The sequence below is a fragment of the Burkholderia multivorans ATCC BAA-247 genome (genome assembly GCF_000959525.1).
In the GTDB taxonomy this organism is placed as follows: Bacteria; Pseudomonadota; Gammaproteobacteria; order Burkholderiales; family Burkholderiaceae; genus Burkholderia; species Burkholderia multivorans.
The window spans coordinates 1,544,258-1,564,865 of the sequence record NZ_CP009831.1 but is presented as its reverse complement, the minus strand read 5'-3'; the positions used below and the strand labels follow the sequence as shown (position 1 = coordinate 1,564,865).

The 20,608-nt window shown below is 67.9% G+C and carries 19 protein-coding genes; 7 read left to right on the top strand and 12 right to left on the bottom strand.

The window, feature by feature from the left end:
• Window positions 1-56: 56 nt before the first annotated feature.
• The 6 genes from NP80_RS09080 to NP80_RS09055 all read right to left on the bottom strand — a co-directional run bounded on the left by NP80_RS09080 (window position 57) and on the right by NP80_RS09055 (window position 4,688).
• On the bottom strand, window positions 57-1,511 hold the full coding sequence (locus tag NP80_RS09080) for a DHA2 family efflux MFS transporter permease subunit (protein ID WP_006410276.1): 1,455 nt from the start codon (window positions 1,509-1,511) through the stop codon (window positions 57-59).
• On the bottom strand, window positions 1,508-2,071 hold the full coding sequence (locus tag NP80_RS09075) for an isochorismatase family protein (RefSeq protein WP_006396870.1): 564 nt from the start codon (window positions 2,069-2,071) through the stop codon (window positions 1,508-1,510). Before NP80_RS09075 ends, NP80_RS09080 begins: the two co-directional genes overlap by 4 nt.
• A 76-nt stretch (window positions 2,072-2,147) precedes the next feature.
• Window positions 2,148-2,591, bottom strand: a complete 444-nt coding sequence (locus NP80_RS09070; RefSeq protein WP_006410277.1) for a MarR family winged helix-turn-helix transcriptional regulator — start codon at window positions 2,589-2,591, stop codon at window positions 2,148-2,150.
• Window positions 2,592-2,781: 190 nt separating this feature from the next.
• Complete coding sequence (locus NP80_RS09065) at window positions 2,782-3,030, bottom strand: DUF7661 family protein (RefSeq protein ID WP_035946940.1); 249 nt, start codon at window positions 3,028-3,030, stop codon at window positions 2,782-2,784.
• Window positions 3,031-3,071: 41 nt separating this feature from the next.
• Window positions 3,072-4,166 carry a serine hydrolase gene (locus NP80_RS09060; protein ID WP_006410281.1) on the bottom strand — a complete coding sequence of 365 codons (1,095 nt, stop codon included), beginning with the start codon at window positions 4,164-4,166 and terminating at the stop codon, window positions 3,072-3,074.
• Between the two features lie 240 nt (window positions 4,167-4,406).
• A complete protein-coding gene (locus NP80_RS09055) occupies window positions 4,407-4,688 on the bottom strand; it encodes a hypothetical protein (RefSeq protein WP_006410274.1) in 282 nt (93 codons plus the stop codon).
• A 51-nt stretch (window positions 4,689-4,739) separates the two neighbouring features.
• Between NP80_RS09055 and NP80_RS09050 the strand changes: the two genes are divergently transcribed.
• Together NP80_RS09050 and NP80_RS09045 are read left to right on the top strand one after the other, a co-directional pair.
• On the top strand, window positions 4,740-5,627 hold the full coding sequence (locus NP80_RS09050; protein ID WP_006403304.1) for a LysR family transcriptional regulator: 888 nt from the start codon (window positions 4,740-4,742) through the stop codon (window positions 5,625-5,627).
• 87 nt (window positions 5,628-5,714) lie between these two features.
• Window positions 5,715-5,999, top strand: a complete 285-nt coding sequence (locus NP80_RS09045; RefSeq protein WP_172488722.1) for a transcriptional regulator — start codon at window positions 5,715-5,717, stop codon at window positions 5,997-5,999.
• A gap of 55 nt (window positions 6,000-6,054) precedes the next feature.
• On the opposite strand, the gene NP80_RS09040 is transcribed toward NP80_RS09045, so the two are convergent.
• The 3 genes from NP80_RS09040 to NP80_RS09025 form a co-directional block, all read right to left on the bottom strand.
• On the bottom strand, window positions 6,055-6,795 hold the full coding sequence (locus NP80_RS09040) for a transporter (protein WP_006403306.1): 741 nt from the start codon (window positions 6,793-6,795) through the stop codon (window positions 6,055-6,057).
• 58 nt (window positions 6,796-6,853) lie between these two features.
• On the bottom strand, window positions 6,854-9,616 hold the full coding sequence (gene mgtA, locus NP80_RS09035) for a magnesium-translocating P-type ATPase (RefSeq protein WP_006410280.1): 2,763 nt from the start codon (window positions 9,614-9,616) through the stop codon (window positions 6,854-6,856).
• A gap of 690 nt (window positions 9,617-10,306) precedes the next feature.
• On the bottom strand, window positions 10,307-11,950 hold the full coding sequence (locus NP80_RS09025) for a S8 family peptidase (RefSeq protein ID WP_035487601.1): 1,644 nt from the start codon (window positions 11,948-11,950) through the stop codon (window positions 10,307-10,309).
• A 267-nt stretch (window positions 11,951-12,217) separates the two neighbouring features.
• Between NP80_RS09025 and NP80_RS09020 the strand changes: the two genes are divergently transcribed.
• The 5 genes from NP80_RS09020 (at window position 12,218) to NP80_RS09000 (ending at window position 17,858) form a co-directional block, all read left to right on the top strand.
• Window positions 12,218-13,114 carry a glutamate/aspartate ABC transporter substrate-binding protein gene (locus NP80_RS09020; protein WP_006410345.1) on the top strand — a complete coding sequence of 299 codons (897 nt, stop codon included), beginning with the start codon at window positions 12,218-12,220 and terminating at the stop codon, window positions 13,112-13,114.
• A gap of 478 nt (window positions 13,115-13,592) precedes the next feature.
• Window positions 13,593-14,435 carry an ABC transporter substrate-binding protein gene (locus tag NP80_RS09015; protein ID WP_006410350.1) on the top strand — a complete coding sequence of 281 codons (843 nt, stop codon included), beginning with the start codon at window positions 13,593-13,595 and terminating at the stop codon, window positions 14,433-14,435.
• Window positions 14,436-14,529: 94 nt separating this feature from the next.
• On the top strand, window positions 14,530-16,032 hold the full coding sequence (locus NP80_RS09010; RefSeq protein WP_006403380.1) for an amino acid ABC transporter permease/ATP-binding protein: 1,503 nt from the start codon (window positions 14,530-14,532) through the stop codon (window positions 16,030-16,032).
• A 19-nt stretch (window positions 16,033-16,051) separates the two neighbouring features.
• A complete protein-coding gene (locus NP80_RS09005) occupies window positions 16,052-17,398 on the top strand; it encodes an amidase family protein (RefSeq protein WP_006410344.1) in 1,347 nt (448 codons plus the stop codon).
• Window positions 17,399-17,459: 61 nt separating this feature from the next.
• Window positions 17,460-17,858 carry an ectoine synthase gene (locus tag NP80_RS09000; protein WP_006403382.1) on the top strand — a complete coding sequence of 133 codons (399 nt, stop codon included), beginning with the start codon at window positions 17,460-17,462 and terminating at the stop codon, window positions 17,856-17,858.
• A gap of 66 nt (window positions 17,859-17,924) precedes the next feature.
• On the opposite strand, the gene NP80_RS08995 is transcribed toward NP80_RS09000, so the two are convergent.
• The 3 genes from NP80_RS08995 to NP80_RS08985 all read right to left on the bottom strand — a co-directional run bounded on the left by NP80_RS08995 (window position 17,925) and on the right by NP80_RS08985 (window position 20,329).
• Window positions 17,925-18,599 (bottom strand): GntR family transcriptional regulator, encoded by a 675-nt coding sequence (locus NP80_RS08995; protein ID WP_006403383.1) that lies wholly within the window; start codon window positions 18,597-18,599, stop codon window positions 17,925-17,927.
• Between the two features lie 73 nt (window positions 18,600-18,672).
• On the bottom strand, window positions 18,673-19,533 hold the full coding sequence (locus NP80_RS08990) for an urea carboxylase-associated family protein (protein WP_006410352.1): 861 nt from the start codon (window positions 19,531-19,533) through the stop codon (window positions 18,673-18,675).
• 271 nt (window positions 19,534-19,804) lie between these two features.
• A complete protein-coding gene (locus NP80_RS08985; RefSeq protein WP_006408460.1) occupies window positions 19,805-20,329 on the bottom strand; it encodes a hypothetical protein in 525 nt (174 codons plus the stop codon).
• Window positions 20,330-20,608 lie beyond the last annotated feature (279 nt).

Sequence of the window (20,608 nt, the reverse complement as noted above, 5' to 3'; positions counted from 1 at the left end):
CGGTCGCGCCGTTCGTCGCCGCGCAGGCGTGCGCGACGTGGTGCGACCCGGCGCGTTCAACGCGAGTCGTTTGATGCCGGTGCCGCGCGGCGGCCGCCTGCGCCGGCGGACCACAGCGGCAGGCGCAGCGCGGTGACGAAACTCGACGCGTGCAGCACGCACAGCAGGCCGAACGCCCAGGCGTAAGCGGTACCGTGCGCGTCGCCGCCCGCCGCGTGATCGACCCGCAGCCGCCATGCGAGAAACAGCGTGCAGAGCGTCGTCAACGTCGGCCCGCCGAGGCGCTGCACGATATTGAGCGACGTGGTCGCCATCGGCAGGTCGCGGCGTTCGACCGACGCATAAGCAGCCGTAATGGACGGCGCGCCGATCGCGCTCTGTCCCATCCCGCGCAGGAATAGCGCGGGCACGAGCACGACGGGATCGTAGCCGCGCAGTGCGAGATAGACGAACGGCAGTGTCGCGAGCAGCGCGAGCATCGCGCCCGCGGCGGCGAGCCGCCGCACGCCGAACCAGCCCGTCAGCGCGCCCATCGACGGATAGGTGACGAGCATGCCGAGTCCCATCGGCGCGAGCAGCCAGCCCATCTCGCCGGGCGAACGGCCGCACGCCTGGATCAGGAACACCGGAATCAGCATCTGGCCCGCGAACAGCGCGCCGTTCGACAGGAACTGCGTCGAGGCCGCCGCGCCGAACACCTTGCGGCGAAACAGCGCGAGATCGAGCAGCGCGCGATCGCCCTTGCGCGTTTCGACGCGCAGGAAGGCAACGAGCAGCAGCGCCGCGGCGGCGAGTGCCGCGATGCCGAGCGCCTCGCCGATGCGCTCGACGCCGTACAGGAACAGTACGAGCCCCGGCGACAACAGCGACAGCCCGATCCAGTCGAGCGCTCGCGGCTGCGTTTCTTCGCGATCGCCGGGCAGGAGCCAGGCAGCGAGCGCAAGCGCGAGCAGGCCGACCGGCAGGTTCACGAGAAACAGCCAGCGCCACGACATGTGCTGCAGGATCGCGCCCGCGACGACCGGGCCGAGGATCGGCGCGAGCAGCACGGGCACGGCCGCATAGCCGATCACGCGCGCCATCTGCTGGCCCGCGACGCGCGCGATCATCATCTGCGCCATCGGCGCGAGCAGTCCGCCGCTCATGCCTTGCAACGCGCGAAACGCGATCAGCGACGGCGCGGACCACGCGAGCCCGCACAGCGCCGACGTCACCGTGAACGCGGAGAAGCACCACAAGTACAGCGCCTTCGCGCCGATCCGGTCGACGAGCCAGCCGTTCAGCGGCAGCACCAGCGTCAGGGCGAGCAGATAGCCGCTCGTGACCCACTGGATCGTCGACAGGCTCGTGTGCAGATCCGTCGCGACGCTCGACAGCGACACGTTGACGATCGTCGCGTCGAGCTGCGACAGCAGCGAGCCCAGCATCGCCACCGCGCTGACCTTCCAGATCGACGGATCGAGTCCGCCGCCCGCGCGGGCCGGCGCCGGTTGCGTACGTTCGTCGCTCACGCGCCGCGCCGGTCGAGCAGCGCGACGATGTCCTGCGTCGAACCCGTCTCACCGAGGCGCGGGAACAGGCGCTCGACGCTGTTCGCATGGGCGTCCGCGTTGAGGTCGGTCATCGCGTCGACGGCGAGCGTCACGTTGTAGCCGAGTTCGTGCGCCTGCCGCGCGGTCGATTCGACGCCGATGCTCGTCGCGACGCCGGCCAGCACGATCTGCGTGACGCCGGCCGCCTTCAGGTAAGCGTCGAGATCGGTGCCGGTGAACGCGCCCCAGGTTTTTTTCGTGACGAGATGGTCGCCGGGCTGCCGGTCGAGTTCGGCGATGAGCTCGGTCCAGTCGGCCGGCAGCGCGTCGAGGCGAACCTGCTGCTGCGTGCGGCCCGGTGCGCCGCCCGCGACGTTGACGAGCACGACCGGCAGGCCGCGGCTGCGGAATGCGTCGAGCAGTTCGCGCGTGCGTTCGATCACGCCGCCGACCGGATGCGCGGTGGGCAGCGCGACGATGCCTTTCTGCAGGTCGATGACGACCAGCGCCGTGTTTGTGTCGAGACGGGTTGCGCTCATGATGGGGACTCCATGGAATGGACGGGGAACGGGAAGGGCGCGCGAACGGATGCGGCGGCATCGCCGCGCGCGTGGCTCACTTGTCGCCGATCCGCCTGATCAGCGGGATCGCGGCGGCGAGCGTGCGGATTTCTTCGGGATCGAGTCGCTCGATCGCGGCGCCGAGCCAGCGGTGCTTGGCCGCGCTGCGCTTGCGGCGCGCCTCGCGGCCGGCCGCGGTCAGCAGGAACAGGATCTGGCGACCGTCGGTCGGATGCGGCTCGCGTTCGACGAGACCTTCCTCTTCGAGACTCGCGAGGATCGCCTTCATCGATTGCGGCTTCATCGACTCGGCGCGGGCGAGATCGGCGGTCGTCATCGGGCCGTTCGATTCGAGCCGCGCGAGCGCGCTCGTCTGCGACATGCCGAGCCCGTCGGACGCGACTTCCGAGCGCAGCCGGCGGATCAGCTGGCCGACGGCGAGCGTCAGCTCGGTGGCAACGGCATCGGCGGTGAGGTTCGGTTTGCGTGCGGCGTTCATGAGGCGGATCTTAGGACAAGACAGTTAGACTTGCAAGTTTAACTGTCTAATTATCGACGATGCAGCGCGATGCGCGTCGCGACGAAAGCAGGCGGCAGACAGGCGGGTTCAGGAATTGAAGCGGTCGGGGGGCGGCCGGACGTCGATCCATCGATGACTGCAACGACAGCAGGCGGGCGCCGCGATGCGCTCAGCCGGATTTACCGTCGCGATCGGGCGGCGCGATGGGCACGACCTCGCTGTTTCCCGGCGTGGCGGCTTCATGCAGCAGATCGCCGAGATACTGCGCGAGTTCGTCGGCGGCGAGCGTGGGCGGAATATGCAGGTCGGCCGGGCGTCGCTTGCCTTCGACGCCGAGATCGAACACGGCCCAGCCGTCGCTTCGGCGGACGACGGCGAGATGGCGTCCGAATGCGTTGAAGCGGTATTCGTCCGGCATCGCATTGCTCCCGAAGATGAATGCGCCGGCTGCCTGCACGTTTACTGAATCGAGCAGGCCAGCCAGCGATGGATCCTGATCGCGTCGCTCGAGACGCCGGCGCGCGTCGGTGCGCCGAGCAGCACGACGGTCGTGCGGCGACCTTTCACGCGCATGCGCATCACGACGCCGTGACCCGATTCGTTGATGAAGCCGGTTTTCTGCAGGCGGATCGGCAGGCGGCGATAGCGGACGAGCGGATCGGAATTCACATACAGCAGTTCGCCGTCGCCGGGGCGCACGGTCGTGGACCTGTCGGTCGAGAAGTAGCGGATCAGCGGATCCTGTGCGGCCGCGTCGACGAGCCGTGCGAGATCCTCGGCCGTCGACACGTTGTGCGGGGACAACCCGGTCGGTTCCCTGAAATGTGTATGGCGCATGCCGAGCCGGCGCGCTTCACGATTCATCGCCTTGACGAAGGCGGCGCGGCCGCCCGGATAGTCGCGGCTCAACGCGGCGGCCGCGCGGTTCTCCGACGACATCAGCGCGATATGGAACATGTCGCGGCGCGACAGCTCCGAGCCGACCTGCAGGCGCGAACGGGTGAACTTGATCGTGTCGCGATCGTTCGCGGTGACGCGCAGCACGCCGTTCAGCGGTCGATCGGCATCGCGCGCGACGACGGCCGTCATCAGTTTCGAGATCGACGCGATCGGTCGCACCGTGCGCGCATTCCGGGCCAGCAGCGGCGTGCCGGAATCGACGTCGAGCACGTAGGCGGCGCGCGAATGGAGCGATCGGACCGCACGCGGGTTGTACCCGCAGCTCGCCAGCAGGCGCGGTTTCGCGGCGGGATGCGGACGGGCCGCCGTCGTGCGTTTCGCGCGACGCTGCTGCGGAGCCGGTGCCGCGTGGCGCTTGATTGCGTGGTGCTTCACGCGCGGGCGGCGATGCTTGACGGCCTTTTTCTTGCGCTGGACAGGTTTTTTCTTGACCGTTTTCTTGACGGCTTTCGCATGCGGCACGGCATGCGCCGCGCGCTGGGGCGGGTGGCGTTGCGCCGACGATGCGTTCGTCGCGAACGCGAACGTCAGGATCGACAACGCGATGAGCAGGGTGGTCCGGGCGAGAGGCAGGCGCGCGATGAGGCCGGTCAAGCGAAAAGCTCCTTTTCACGCGCGACGACGCAGCGTGGCATGGTTGAGCGGTCAGGGGAGCGGAAAATTATACGGTCGATCGCGGCGCGATGACGATGGACAGCGGGAAAGGGAGGCGATTTTTCGCAGAGATCGGGCGTTTTTACTGCCGTGCGGAGGACGAGGGCGGCGCAATGCGGGCGAATACGCGCGCGCTATGGAGACGCGCGACGCGATCGTGGCGCGATCGCGCGCCCGGCCTTAACGCGGCCAGTTGCGCCGCGACACGATCGCGAAGCTGACCGCAATCGATCCCGTCACGATGCGCGGTCGTGCCTCGTCCGGTGGCGCGTCGTCGAGGCGAAAGCGGCCGCGGCGTCCGTCGGCGCGCCGGGCTTCGCGCGCGGGCGCCGGCACATCGGGTGCGATCGCACATTCGTTCGCGACGATCGGCTCGCACGACTCATCGTTCGGGCACGCGGACGCAGGATGAAAGGTCATGACGGGATAGTCCGGAAAGGGATTGCCTCCATTGAACGCCATGTCATTCAATCAGTAAAATGAATATTTCGATCGTTTCGATTCCCTTCAAGAATGGAACTGAAGCTGCTGAGAACCTTTCTGACCGTCACCGAGCAGAGCCATTTCAGTCGGGCGGCCGATGTGCTGCATATGAGCCAGCCGGCACTGAGCAAGCAGATCGGCGCGCTCGAAGCGAGCCTCGGCGGCAAGCTGTTCGAGCGCGGGCGGCATGGTGCCGAACTCACACCGTTCGGCGAGCGCTTCCTGCCCGATGCACAGGCGCTCGTGCGCGATGCCGACGAGATCGTTGCGCGCGCAAGGGAAGCGGCGAGCGGACAGCGTGGCCATCTGCGGCTCGGTATCTGCCTGTCGGTGCTGACGCTGGTGCCGCGGCTCGTGGCGGAGTTCCGGCGGCTGAATCCCGGCATCGCGGTGACGCTGAGCGACCTGTCGTCGGCCGAGCAGACGCGCCGCCTGCGCGCGGGCAAGCTCGACGCCGGTTTTCTGCGGCTGCCGGCCGACGACGGATTGTCGTCGTGCCGCGTGATCGACGAGTCGCTCGCGCTCGCGGTGCCGCCGCAGCTCGGCTTCAAGCGCGTGCCGGCCGATCTCGACGTGCTGAACGAACTCGGCTTCATCGCGTTGCAGCGCGCACGCGGGGCCGGGCTCGCCGCGCAGATCGATCGATGGTGCATGGCGCGCCGTTTCGTGCCGCATGTGACGCAGCAGGCGGAGGACGTGCAGTCGGTGCTGACGTCGGTGGCGGCCGGTGTCGGCGTCGCGTTCATCCCGTCGGGCGCGCAGTATCTGCTGCGCGACGCGACGGTGCTGCCGCTCGACGGCCGCGACGCGAAATGGCGTGTCGGGCTCGCGTGGGTATCCGAGCGCGACGATCCCGTGACGACGCGTTTCGTCACGTTCATGCGCGCTGCGATCCAGCCGCCGCGCGGCCGCGTATGAACGAAGCGGTATAGTGTGCGCGACCGGCGCGAACCGGCCGGTCGCTTGCCGAACGACTTTGCCGGCCGCGCCGCCGGTCACGAACCGATGACCTCCGAATCCGACGACACCCCGCTCGATCCCGCATTCGTCGCGACGCTCGCGACGCTCAACGATGCCGCCGCCGATCCGTCCGGCAAGCGATGGTCGCTGCCGAAGATCGCGAAGCGCGCGCAATTGCCGATGAGCAGGCTGCGCCGCGTGCTCACGCAGCTCGACGCGGCCGGCCTGACGGCGACCGACGTACACGACGACGGCACCGGCAGCGCCGCGCTGACCGACGAAGGGCGCGCGGTGTGCGCGCAGCTGTTCGGCGCGAACGACGCGCAATGAAGAGGCGTGCCGCACGCGCGGCGCGCGTGCGGCACGGTGATGCATCGCGCGCGCGTCACCAGCGAGCGGTCACGCCGGCCATCACTGCGTGATCGGTCTGGTCGTTCAGCCCGCGTCGATAGCCGACGTCGACATCGAGCCAGGGCGTCGGCGAATAGATCGCGCCGGCGATCGCGAACGCAGGATTCGCACCGGCGCCACGCGTCGGATTGCGCGACGTGCCGACGTCGAGCGCGAGTTGCAGCCGGTCGGTCGCATGGTAGATGGCCGCGCCGGACACGGCCCAGATCGACGCGAGATCGTGCTCGCGCGTCGGCTGATACGTGAGGCCGGCGTTCGCGAGGAACGAGAACCGCGCGACGTCGAACTGCGCGAGCAACGTGGTGCCCGCGCCGAGCCGGTCCGTGCCGAGGCCGCGCCGGCCGTTACCGACCGGCACCGTGAACTTCGGTTTCAACGCGAGCGTAAGCGGCCCGCGCTCGACGAAGCGCCATTTCATCCCGATTTCGACGTCGCCAAAACCGGACCCGCTGTCGTCGGTGCGCGTCTCGAGGTTCGTATACGGCGCGTTCACGTACACATCGACGCGCTCGCCGAAGCCGCGCGTGAGCGTCGCGTTCCACAGTTGCCGGTAGCCGGTGTCGGGCTGCCGCGGCGTCTGCTCGGCATTCAGTTCGAACTGCCAGTTCCCGTTGCCCTGCGTGCCGGTATCGTCGCTGACGAGCGGATGCGCGGCCATCGCGCCGAGCGGTGTGAGCAGCGCGCCCGCGGCCGCGTACGGAAGAATTCTTTTCATTGGATCACCTGTCGGATGGGGCGGCCGGCGCGCGCCGGCCGCATCGATGCGCGGAAATTCAGAACCACTGCTTGTAGCGGCGCACGTAGATCGTCTTCACGATCTGCGCGAGCACGATGTAGCCGGCCATCGTCGCGACGAGCCACAGCCAGTAGCTGCCGGGCAGATGGATGAAGCCGAGCGCGTCGGCGAACGGCGAGAACGGCAGCCAGCAGCCGATCGCGATCGCCGTGATCGTCGACAGCAGCACCGGCAGCGACGCGGTGCTCTGCAGGAACGGGATCTTCTGCGTGCGCAGCAGATGCACGACGAGCGTCTGCGACACGAGGCTTTCGATGAACCAGCCGGAATTCATCACGATCTGGCCGCCGCTGCCACCGTGCAGGTGATACATCGCGCCGGCGCCGAACACGGTCCACATCAGCACGTAGGTCGTGATGTCGAATACCGACGAGGTCGGGCCGACCCACAGCATGAAGCGGCGGATGTTGCCGGCCTCCCACTTGCGCGGCTTCTTCAGGAACTCGGGATCCATCCGGTCCCACGGCAGCAGCATCTGCGACGTGTCGTAGATCAGGTTCAGCACGAGCAGCTGCGTCGCGAGCATCGGCTCCCACGGCAGGAATGCGCTCGCGACGAGCACCGAGAACACGTTGCCGAAGTTCGAGCTCGCGGTCATGTTCAGATACTTCAGGATGTTGCCGAACGTCTCGCGGCCCTTGATCACGCCTTCCTCGAGCACCATCAGGCTCTTCTCGAGCAGGATGATGTCGGCGGTTTCCTTCGCGATGTCCGCGCCGGTGTCGACAGAGATGCCGACGTCGGCATCGCGCAGCGCGGGCGCATCGTTGATCCCGTCGCCGAGAAAACCGACCGTATGGCCGTTCGCCTGCAGCGCCTTCACGATGCGCGCCTTCTGCAGCGGCGTAAGCTTCGCGAACACGGTCGTGCGTTCGACCGCATCGGCGAGCGCCGTGTCGTCGAGCGCGTCGATCTGCGGACCGAGCAACGGCGTGCCGGGCGACAGGCCGACCTGCCGGCAGACCTTCATCGTGACGATCGCGTTGTCGCCGGTCAGCACCTTCACCGCGACGCCGTTCTCGCGCAGCGCCGCGAGCGCCGGCGCGGCCGATTCCTTCGGCGGATCGAGGAAGGTCAGGAAGCCGCGCACGACGAGATCGCGTTCGTCGGCGGTGCGGTATTGTTCGCGCTCGTCGCCGCGCGCGATCGCGCGCGTCGCGAGCACGAGCACGCGGAAGCCGTCCTCGTTGTATGCGTTCGCCTGTTCGAGGAGCCGCTGGCGCGCGGTGAAGTCGAGTGGACGCAGCCCGTGCTCGTCCTGCACATGCGTCGATACCGCGAGCATTTCGTCGACCGCGCCCTTGCAGATCAGCAGATGCGCGCCGTGCGCGTCCGCGACGACGACCGACAGGCGGCGGCGCACGAAGTCGAACGGCAGCTCGTCGATCTTGCGGTAGCCGTGCGGCTTCACCGAGTCGCCGATTTCGTCCGCGCGCGCGACGATGGCTGCGTCGATCAGATTCTTCTGGCCGCTCTGATGGAAGCTGTTCAACCAGCCGAGGCGCAGCACGTCCTCGTTCCGATAGCCGGACGCATCGAGATGATGCTCGAGGATGATGCGGTCCTGCGTGAGCGTGCCGGTCTTGTCGGTGCAGAGCACGTCCATCGCGCCGAAGTTCTGCACCGCATTGAGCCGCTTGACGACGACCTTGCGGCGTGCCATCGCGACCGCGCCGCGCGCGAGGTTCGCGCTGACGATCATCGGCAGCATTTCCGGCGTCAGGCCGACCGCGACCGCGAGCGCGAACGTGAGTGCGCTGAGCCAGTCGCCTTTGGTCAGCCCGTTGATCATGAACACGATCGGTACCATCACGCACATGAACCGGATCAGCAGCCAGCTCACGCTCGCGACGCCGCGGTCGAAGCTCGTCTCGATCCGCTTGTGGCTAACGACGTTGCGCGCAAGCGAACCGAGGTACGTGTCTTCGCCGGTCGCGACGACGACGGCGGTCGCGGTGCCGCTGACGACGTTCGTGCCCATGTAGCACACGTTCTCGTGATCGAGCGGCGACACGGGCACGTTGCCGGCGTCGCCCGGCGCATGCGCGTTCGCGGATTTGCCGGCGACCGCGCCGAGCGTGTCGTACTTCTCGACCGGCAGCGCTTCACCGGTCAGCACGGCCTGGCTGATGAACAAGTCGCGCGACGCAAGCAGCCGCACGTCGGCCGGCACCATGTCGCCGGCCGACAGATGCACGACGTCGCCGACGACGACGTTGCGCATCGGCACGTCGCGGCGCGCCGGTTCCGCCGTCGCCGTCGTCGCGCGCAGCACGGTCGCGGTCGTGCGCACCATCGCCTTCAGCTTTTCCGCCGCGCGCAGCGAGCGGAATTCCTGCACGAAGCGCAGCACCGCGCTGATCACGACCATCGTGAGCAGGATCGTGGTGCCGACGTAATCGCGGTCGTCGGGCGCCGCGAACCACACGTCGGTCAGGAAGCTGATCGCGGCCAGGACCAGCAGCACGTAGACGAACGGGCTGTGGAATGCGCGCAGCAGCTGGATCGTCCAGTGCGGCGGCTTGTCGTGCGCGATTTCGTTCGGGCCGTCGTCCTGCAGACGCTCGGCGGCCCGCGCTTCGGTGAGACCGCGCGTGGTCGTTTGCAGGATCTTCAGCAGCTCGTCGAGCGGCTGCGCCGCATACTGCGCAGCGCGCACGATCTGCGTATCGTGGCGTGCAGCTGTGCCGGCCGCGACGAAGCCGCGCTGTTTCTTCTTCGTTGGAATGCGTTGTGTCATGGGTCGCTCCTGGCGCGCGGCGCGGCGGCGGGAGCGACCGTGACGTCAGCGACGCACGCGCGCAGCCCGCCGCGTCGCATCGCGCGCGATCGGGGGTGATTCGGTAACGGCGGAAACGCTCGCCGGCGCGCGTGGCGCGACCGATCGGACGATGCGCCACGGCGCACCGGCGAGCGGTAATCGACTACTGTCGTCCGGGTTCATCTGCGCTCCTGTCGGTAACGGGTCAACGGCACGGCCGAACGGCGGCCACGCATGCGCGAACGCATGCGGCCGGTCGGCGCGCGAACGGAAAACGCACGCGGCAACGCCGCGCGCGGCACGAACGCACGCGCGCGACGGCGCACGCGTGTCGTTCGACATCATCGAAAAATTCGGCGGGGAATCGGGCCGGTCAGGCCGGAAGGGCGCCGCATCCTGCTTCCCGGGATGCGGCAGAAGACGAGGCTCTGCGCAGTTTCCTCAGGCAGCAGTCAAGTTGGCCAAGCGCCAACTACAACTCGCATCGGTGTTCACAGAACACTCCATGTAATCAGACGGGGGCGATGGTAATAGCTCGTGCTGCTAAGCGTCAACCCTTTTTGCCGGCCGCTCGATGCTTCGCGCGGGGGCGGTGCCCGCGAGACAGGCCGCGATACAGGCCGCGAGACAGCCGCGAGACGCGATGCGTGCGCGGCTGTCTCGCGTGCGTCACGGTGCCGCGGACGCGACCGCCGCGCCTGCGTCGAGGATGCCCGAACCGGCCGGCGCCGCCGTGCACGACGTGCCCGCGGCGAGCTTCGCGGCGCGCGTGCCGCCTTGCAGCTTCTGCTGGATCTGCGCGGGCGTCAGGTTGCCGTTCACCGACAGCATCAGCGCGGCGACGCCGCTCACCTGCGGCGCGGCGAAGCTCGTGCCGTTCGCGGGGCCGTACGTGTCGGTGCCCGGCGTCGTCGTGCCCGAATTCGCGGTCGACACGATGCCGACACCCGGTGCACTCAGTGCGACGTCGGAGCCGAAGTTGCTGAACGACGCGCGGCGGCCGGTCGAATCGGTCGCGCCGACCGCGATCACGCCGCGGCAGTTCGCGGGCTGGTCGAGCGCGGTCGACTGGCCGTCGTTGCCGGCCGCGACGACGACGGTCACGCCCTTCGCGGTCACGTCGTCGATCGCCTGCTGGAACGTCGTGCTGCACGCGCCGGTGCCGCCGAGGCTCAGGTTGATCACCTTCGCGGGCGTCGGATTGTTCGGCGCGCCGTTGACGGGGATGCCGGCCGCCCAGCGCATCGCATCGGCAATGTCGCTCGTCGAGCCGCCGCATTTGCCGAGCACGCGCACGGGCAGGATGCGGCCGAGCCACGACACGCCGGCGATGCCCATGCCGTTGTTCGCGTTTGCGCCGATCACGCCCATCACGCGCGTGCCGTGCCACGTGCTGTTGCTCGGCTGGCTTTCGCAGTGGTAGTACGGGCCGTTCGGATCGTCGAGTTCCTGCTGCGTGACCCAGTCGCCGGGATCGGTCGCGTCGCTGCCGCGCGTCTTGCCGTTGTTGCTGACGTTGATGTCGGAGATGAAGCTGTAGCCGGGCAGCAGGTTCGCGTTGAGATCCTCGTGCGGCCGATAGCCGGTGTCGAGCACGGCCGTGACGACGCTCGGCGAGCCCTTCGTGCGATCCCAGGCGGCCGGCAGATCGACGCCGCCGGTCTGATCGAACAGATACCACTGCTGGTTGTAGTCGGGGTCGGTCGGCGTGTCGCGCACGTTCATCCGGTGATCGGGTTCCGCGTAGTCGACGTCGGCATCGGCCGCGAACGCCTGCGCGAGCGCGTCGGCGTCGGCCGCGGCGATGCGCTGGCCGAGCGCGAGCACGGCCGCGCCGTTCGAGATCGTGCGCTCGACCTGCACGTTCAGCGACGTCTGCGCGGCGGTGCTCGCATAGGCGCGCGCGGTGCCGACCGGCGCATTCCAGCGTGCGATCGAGCGCTGGATCACGGCGTCGAAGCGCGATGCGGTGTCGGCGGCCGCCATTGCATGCGTGGCGGTCGACGTTTTCAGCCGAACGATCAGATGATCGACCGGCGGTTCGGTCGGCGCGACGCTCTGAGCGGCCATCTGCGCGGCGGCTTGCGAGGTCGTGCACGCGCCGTTGCCCGACGATGCCGGCGGCGCGCTCGGTGCCGGCGCGGGCGTCGGCGTCGGTGCCGGAGACGCGTTCGACGGCGGCGTCGTGCCGCCGTCGCCGCCGCCTCCGCCGCAGCCCGCGAGAGGAAGGAGGGCGGCGGCCGACAGGATGCCGGCGAGCATGCGCGCGTGGCCAGCGCGTGCCACGGCAAGGTTGAGACGTTTGGCGCTCATGTTGAAACTCGATCCTCGTTAGGAAGCCGTCGTGCCGGCGTGGAACCCGGGCCGGCCGCGCCGGACCCGTTGCTGCGGGCGCGGCGGCGGGATGCCGCGTGCGCCTTGCTGTGGGTAACGGCTGCCGCGGCGGCTTCTTGAGGCGATTCGCACAGAAATGCGTGCGCGACGGCAAACGGTTGCGTTTCCTTACGCTTTCCCTGATGCGACGCGAATTTTGTCGGGCGTACGATCGCGGTTCGATCAACGTTTTGTCAGGAGAAAAGCATGGATCGCCGCTTTCGTTGGGCCGCTGTCGCGTTGTCCTGTGCGCTGGCCGGCGCCGCGCATGCCCAGGCGCTGACCGGCACGCTGAAGAAGATCAAGGACACGGGCGTCGTGTCGCTCGGCATCCGCGAATCGTCGGTGCCGTTCTCTTACTCGGACAATCAGCAGAAGAATATCGGCTACTCGCGCGACATCGCCGCGCGGATCATCGATCAGCTGAAGGCGGACCTGAGCCTGCCGGGCCTCACGGTGAAGGAGATTCCGATCACGTCGCAGAACCGGATTCCGCTGCTGCAGAACGGCACGATCGACTTCGAATGCGGATCGACGACGAACACGCTCGAACGGCAGAAGCAGGCCGCGTTCTCGAACAGCATCTTTCTGTACGGCATCCGCTTCAGCACGCGGAAGGACTCGGGCGTGAAGGACTTCCCGGACCTCGCGGGCAAGACGGTCGCGACGACGGCGGGCACGTCGGACGAGCGGCTGCTGCGCAAGCTGAACGAGGAGAAGGGGATGAACATGACGATCATCAGCGCGAAGGATCATGCGGAAGCGTTCATGAACGTGACGACCGGCCGCGCCGTCGCGTTCGTGATGGACGAGCCGCTGCTGTACGGCGAGATCGCGAAGGATCGCAATCCGGGCGCCTATACGGTGACCGGCACGCCGCTGATGCACGAGAACTACGCGTGCATGATGCGCAAGGACGATCCGGCGTTCAAGCGCGTCGTCGACGGCGTGATCGCGAAGATGCAGACATCCGGTGAAGCGGAGAAGCTCTACGATCGCTGGTTCATGCAGCCGATCCCGCCGAAGGGCGTGAGCCTGAACTATCCGCTGTCGCCGGAGATGAAGCAGCTCTTCAAGAATCCTACCGATCAGGCGCAGTACTGATTCGCACGCGCTCGGCGCGTCGTATCGCATGCGTGCGCCGTTCGGCACGCACGACGCATGCGTCGTATGATCGGCGAAACATCGCGGCCGTCCGATGCCGGTGCGGCCGTCTCACGATCCGTTGCATAGCCTGCAACGCGGCGCGCGCAGCCCGCGCGACGTCGCTTGCCGATGCACGTGCCGTTCCCTCCGCGCGACGCAGCTGAACCGCCGATCCGCGTCGTGTTCACCCATCGTTGATTCCCTTTTGTTCCCACACGCGCCCGCACGCCGCGCGATCGCATGCATGCGCGCACGCTCCGCATGCCCGCATCGGGTCCGGGCGTAAACCCGGATTCAGATTTCAATTTGAACTGGTCAGAATCGGCCGAAATTGTTCAACAATTTTCGGCGTAAAAACCTGCGGAGCCGCATGGGGCGGCGCGCAGGCGCAGTTGCGAGCCGTTTGCGCGATAGCCGAAAAATCGGGAGTCACGCCATGTCCGGTCAGTCTTCGCTTCGACGTTTCCTTCGCGGCGCGCTCGTGCCGCTGGCTTTCGCGGCTTCGCTCGCATCGGCGGCGCCGCTGCAGACGGTGAAGCCCGGCACGCTGCTGATCGGCTCCGATCTCACCTATCCGCCGTACGCCTATCTCGACGGCGGCAAGCCGGCCGGCTTCGATGCCGAGTTCTCGCGGATGCTCGCGACGCATCTGAAGCTCGAGCCGGTCTTCCTCGACACGCGCTTTCCCGATCTGATTCTCGGCATGAAGGCGCGCCGCTTCGATGTCGTCGCCTCCGCGCTGTACGTGACGCCCGATCGCGTGAAGCAGGTCGACTTCGTGCCGTACCTGAAGACGGGCGCATCGCTGCTCGTCGCGAAGGGCAGCGCGTATCGGCCGAAAACGCCCGACGAACTCTGCGGCAAGCGCGTCGGCTCGATCAAGGGCGCGTCGTGGACGCCGAAGCTGCGCGCGATCTCGACCGACACCTGCAAGCCGGCGGGCCGCGGCGAAATCGCGATCCTCGAATTTCCGACGTCGCCGGAGGCGACGTCCGCGCTGATGTCGAAGGCCGTCGACGTGCAGATCGAGGACGCGGCCGTCGCGCAGGGCATTCCGAAGCAGACGAACGGGCGTGTCGAGCCGAGCTCCACGACGCTGCTGTATCCGATCGTGATCGGCCTCGGCGTGACGAAGGGCGACGGCGGGCTGCAGCACGCGCTCGAAGGTGCGCTGAACGACGCGAAGCGCAGCGGCGAATACGGCAGTCTCGTGAAGAAGTACGGGCTGCAGGAGCCGACGGCCGCCGACGTCGCGGCCGCGCTCGGCACCGCGAAGTAGCCGCACGCGTTCGCGCGTACGCCGCAGCGGCGGCCGTTCGCCTCGCGCGATGCGCGGGCGGCCGCTTTCCCTTCCGCCGGTTGAGGAGTCTCCGATGCAGTTCGATTGGCACTATGCGTTGCAGCTGTTGTGGGACAAGGATTTCTGGCGCGCATGCGTCGTCGTCGTGAAGCTCAGCGTGTCGGTGTGGGTGTTCGGCGTGCTGCTCGGCTTTCCGGTCGCGCTGGCGCGGCAGTCGCATCAGCCGGCGCTCAAACGCGCTGCGGCCGCTTATATCTGGTTCTTCCGGAGCCTGCCGCTGCTCGTACTGCTCGTGTTCATCTACAACCTGCCGCAGGTGTTTCCCGCGACCAGCACCGTGCTGTCCGATCCGTTCACGGCCGGCCTGATCGCGATGGTGCTCAGCGAGACGGCGTATTTCGCGGAGATCCATCGCGGCGGCATTCTGTCGGTGCCGCGCGGGCAGCTCGAGGCCGGCCGTGCGCTCGGCATCCGCTTCACCGGCATCCAGCGCATGATCGTGATGCCACAGGCGATCCGCATCGCGCTGCCGGCGCTCGCGAACGAGTTCATCACGATCGTGAAGCTCACTTCGCTCGTGTCGGTGATTTCGCTCGCCGAGATTCTGCTCGTCGGCCAACGGCTGTACACGCAGAACTTCCTCGTGTTCGAAACGATGCTGGCCGTCGCGTTCTACTACGTGCTGATCGTCACGGTATTCAGCCGTTTGCTCGGCTATCTCGAACGGCATCTCGACGTCAGCCGCCGCACGGCGGCGCAGCCGGCGCCGGCGAGTGAGGCGCTGCCGCTGTCGGCAGCGGCCGCCGCGCCACGGCCGCGTGCGACCGCCGAGTTCGCACTGCGGCTCAAGGGCATCCAGCAGCGCTACGGCCGCCATGAAGTGCTGAAGGACATTCATCTCGACGTCGCGCCCGGGCAAGTCGTGTCGATCATCGGGCCGTCGGGGTCCGGCAAGACGTCGCTGATCCGCACGATCAATGGGCTGGCGCCGCTGAACGCGGGCGAGATCGAGCTGTACGGCGCGCCGTTCATTCGTGCGGCGGGCGCGCATCCGCCGCGCGTGCCGAACGACCGCCTCCTCGATATCGGCATGGTGTTCCAGAGCTTCAACCTGTTTCCGCATCGCACCGCGCTGCAGAACGTGATGATGGCGCCGTGCTATCACCGCCAGGCCGATACCGATGCGATCCGCGTGCAGGCGCTGTCGCTGTTGTCGAAGGTCGGGATGCTCGAGCATGCGAACAAGTATCCGCACCAGCTGTCGGGCGGCCAGCAGCAGCGCGTCGCGATTGCGCGTGCGCTCGCGACGCGCCCGTCGATCATGTTGTTCGACGAGCCGACGTCGGCGCTCGATCCGGAGCTGGTCGGCGAAGTACTGAAAGTCGTCGAGACGCTCGCGAAGGAAGGGATGACGATGATCATCGTCACGCACGAAATGAACTTCGCGTTCAAGGTGTCCGACCGCATCGTCTTCATGGAGAACGGCCGCATCCTCTACGACGTGCCGCCCGAGCGCATACGGGCGAGCGGCGACGCACGCGTGAAGGATTTTCTGCGGCATGTTCACTTCGCATGATGGGACGCGAGGCTCACGCATGAACGGCTTCGATTTTCCGCACGACGAACGGCGCGACGCGCGCCCCTGCGTCGACCGGTTGCGCGCATGCATTGCCCGTGCGGCCGCGCATCCGGACGACATCGGCACCGCATGGCTGGCGCGTCGCGACGCGGCGGCGCTCGCCGAGGCGCACGAATGGGACCGGCGCGCGCGTCACGGCGGCGCCGCGCCGCTGGCCGGTGCGGTGCTGACGGTGAAGGCGTGTTTCGACTGCGAAGGCTGGGTCACGCATGCAGGCTCGCGCGTACTCGCCGACGATCCGCCGGCGCGCACCGACGCGGCAGTGGTCGCGGCGCTGCGACGCGCCGGCGCCGTGCTCATTGCGCAGACCGCGATGACGGAGTTCGCGTACGGCGCGCTCGGCGTGAACCGCACCTACGGCACGCCGGCGACGCCGCTCGACGCGCATCGCGAGCGCGTGGCAGGCGGGTCGAGCTCGGGCGCCGCGGTGTCGATCGCGCTGGGCGTCGCCGATCTGTCGGTCGGCTCGGACACGAGCGGATCGGCTCGCATTCCGGCCGCATTCTGCGGCGTGGCGGGGTTCAAGCCCTCGCGCGGCCGCTATCCCGATGCGGGCATGCAATTCCTGTCGACGACGTTCGACGTGCCAGGCCTGATCGCCGCGACGGCCGCGCGATGCCGCGATGCGGACGCCGCGCTGCACGGCCGTGCGATTGGTGCGGCTGCGCCTATGCCTGCGCGAATCGGCGACCTGCATTTCGTCGTGCCGGAACGCTTCGCGACCGACGACACCGATGCAGCGGTCGCGCAGGCGTTCGACGCGTGGCTGTCGCGGCTATCCGCGTGCGGCGCGCGCATCGAGCGCAAGCGGCTCGATTGCATCGTCGAGGCCGGTGCGGCTGCGCGCGAGGGCGGCATCATCGCGGCCGAGGCGTTCAGTCTGCATCGCGCGCGGCTCGCGGCGTGCGCGGATCGCTACGACCCGCTCGTCGCCGCACGCATCACTGCGGGCGAGCAGGTGCGTGCGCACGACTATGCGGCTGCGCTGGTGCGTCTGCGCGCACTGGCCGACTCGTACGACGCGGCGCTCGGCGAAGCGGACGCGGTGCTCACGCCGACGGTGCCGATGCTGCCGCCGCGTATGCCCGAGCTGGCCGACACCGCCGTCTATCTCGCGCAGAATGCGCGCGCATTCCGGCTCACCGAGTTCGCGAACCGGCTCGATCTGCCGAGCATCAGCGTGCCGGCGGACCGCCGGCGGAACAGGCCGATCGGGCTGCTGATGACCGGACGCCGCGGCGGCGATGCAAGCCTGCTCGATGCGGCAGTGCGCGTCGAACACGCGCTGGACGCATGCAGATGAACCGTTTCCCGTCGGCGGGGCACGCCCTGCCGTTTTTCATCGTCACCATTCCGAGGTGCTCATGATCGTCGTAAGATCGGCCGACATTGCCCACACCGAACGCCACGCAAGCGGGCCTGGTTGGGACAGCAAGCGGATGATCGTCAAGCAGGACGGCGTCGGCTATTCCGTTCACGAAACGCGCGTGCACGAAGGCGCGGAGCTGCATCTGCATTACAAGCATCACTTCGAGACCAACTATTGCGTCGCAGGCGAAGGGGAGGTGGTCGATACGGCAACCGGCGACGTGCACCGCATCACGCCGGGCACGGTCTACGCGCTGAACCGGAACGACGCGCACATTCTGCGCGCGACGCGCGGCGATCTGCATCTGGTCTGCGTGTTCAATCCGCCGCTGACGGGGCGCGAAACGCATCGCGAAGACGGCAGCTATGCGCTGCCGGCCGGCGACGACGTGTAAGGCTGGCCCGCCGTCGTCGCATGCGTGCCGCATCGCGCGGCATGCATGCGGCGTGCGCTGCGTGCGCTACGCGGCGTCGCGATGGGTGCGGCGGATCGCGTCGACGAGCATGCGCTCGGAATCGTCGAGATAGCGTGCGAGCACCGTCACGGCTTCGCTTCGGCGGTTCTGCGTGAGCAGATCGTAGATGCGGTATTCGCGTTCGATCCAGTCGGGCGTCTGCACGCGTTTCTCGTCGGGATCGGACGCGAACACGAGACGCAGCTGCGCAGAGATCGTCCGGAAGAATTCGTCGAGCAGCGCGGACTTCTGCAGCGCGACGATATGCTGATGAAACCGCAGGCTATGCGTGCCGACGGCCTGCCAGTTCTCTTTCGCGAGTTCGCGCTCGGCCGCGCGGATCGCCGATTGCATCTTGTCGAGCAGCACCGGTTGCGCAAGCTCGGCCGTATTGAGCGCATGCAGTTCGAGCGTGCGGCGCGCGACGTACAGATCGCGTACGTCCTGGCGATTGAGCGTGCGCACGACCACGCCCTTGTGCCGCACGAACGTGACGAGCCCCTCGCGGCCAAGCTGATGCAGGACTTCGCGAAGCGAATTGCGCGACGTGCCGTATTCGGCGGCGAGGTCCATCTCGATCAGCGCGGTGCCGGGCGGCAGCTTGCCGCTGATGATGTGCTCGCGCAATTGATGGCTGATCCGGTCGGCGACCGATTGTCCTCTCGCTTTTTCGCTTGCCATGCTGTCCGTTCGCTCCTGTCCGATCGCCGCCGGCGTGGCCGGCCGGCGGCGTTTCGCCATTCTACGGGCTTTGTCACGCCGTGCCGTCGTGCTGCCAGCTCGCCTGCGGCGGCTGCATCCCGTGCTGGCCGCGATACGGCGCGACGGCCGGCGACGACCAGCCTGCGAGCAGGCTCGAATCGAGCCGGTAGATCTCGACGCCGAGCGGCCGGCACACGTCGATCGGATCGCGTGCGTCGGGCCCCCACATCGGCACGGACAGATCGCCGCCCGGGCACGTCGACATCGCACACAACAGATCGATCTCGGCGAAGAACTCCAGATAGTCGCCCGGTTTCGCCGGGCAGGCTTTCATGAAGTATTTGTCGTCGTCGTTCAGGCCCGTGCACTGGAACACGTTCAGCACGTCGTGCACGTCGAATTCGGTCAGCCCGTACGGCGCAACCGCGCGCACGAGGTTCGAGTGGCAGTGGAAATGGAAGTCCTCGCCGGTCAGCAGCTTGTTGACGTACGGATCGCAGCGTGTGCCGAGCAGGTCGTGCACACGGCCGCCGTCGCCGTCGACGCCGTAGTCGGCGAGCGTGTCGTCGGTGATCGTCGCCATCGGGCGCAGATACGGCAGCGTCGACCACAGGCGATCGAACGTCGTCACGTGCGCCGCCTGCAACTGACGCGTGCGCGACGCCCACATCCGCTCGCGCGGATTGTGCAGGTTCCACATGTTCAGATCGGCGACCTGCGGCCCCTCGAGCGTGACGATCCGGAACACGTGGCCGGCCGGGACCGTCCAGGCGAACCCGCTGCGGATCGGCACGACGTGCGATTCGATGCGCTCGCGCGCGTCGCGACGCTGCGCGATCGCGGCATAGAACGATTTGTCGACGTTCAGGACGGAGCCTTTGGTGACCTGGTAAGCGGCGGGATAGCTGGACATGACGCGTTGCTCTCGACGAAGGTGGCGGATACGGGCGGTCGGCCGGAAGCCTTTGCAGTGGCCGGTCAGGCGTCAATTCGGATGGTGGATTGTTCAACAATCCGTTGGCGCTGCGAGGAGTATAGGCGGAGGGCGGGGCCGCGTGTCAACCGGCGGAAAGTACCGAGAAGTACCGCGCGCGGCGCGGGCGTGCAGGCGCGCTCGCTGCGGGAGGAGATAAAAAAACCGCCGGCACGCGCCGGCGGTTCTGGCATGCGATGCGTACGCAGTGTCAGATGCTGACCTGCGGGCCGCGCGCGGCCGGCACGGCGGGTGCAGCCGGGCGTTTCGCGGGCGGCTGCGCCGGCACGAGCACGACGACCGGCTCGGGCATCGCCCACATCGGCATCGCGAAGGCGACCGGCTGCGGCATCGGCATCGCGAACGCATTTGCGAGCGCGACATGCTGGAGCGCCATCATCTGCTGCTGCATCGCGATCATCTGCGCCTGGGCGGCACGCATCTGCAGCTCGGCGGCCTGGATTTGCCGCAGCGCGGCGGCCGGCGGCATGCCGCCGGTCGAGGTCTGCATCTCGAAGCTCGCACTGCCGTTCGGGCTATGCCAGCTCCAGGTGCTGACCTTCATCGGACCGGCGGCCGTTTGCACGACGCGCGTCTCGGCCTTCACGGGCACGGCTTGCCCGTTCACATTGACGAACATCGGTTGCGCGGCGGGGGCCGTTGCTGCCTGACCGGCCAGAGCGAGGACCGGCATCAGTGCCAGCGCGCCCGCCGCCATGTACGAACGGAATCGCATAGTTGTTTCTCCATCGAGCGAAACTGATCGAATGACATTCCACTTCATCGTGCGGCTCGCGCAGCGAGCCACCGTGACTATGCGTCGGCAAGCTTAAGTCAGAATTAAAAATCGGGACAGGCGCCGAGCCGCGGCGGCATGGCGGGGCGCAAGGGCTGCGGGCGGGGCGATGCACGCACGGCCGGCCGCCGCAATCCGGGTTCAACCGCACCGGTGCCAGGGAGAATCGCATCGTGCCGCGCAACAACAGGCACAATACGCACCCACGCGCCGCGCACA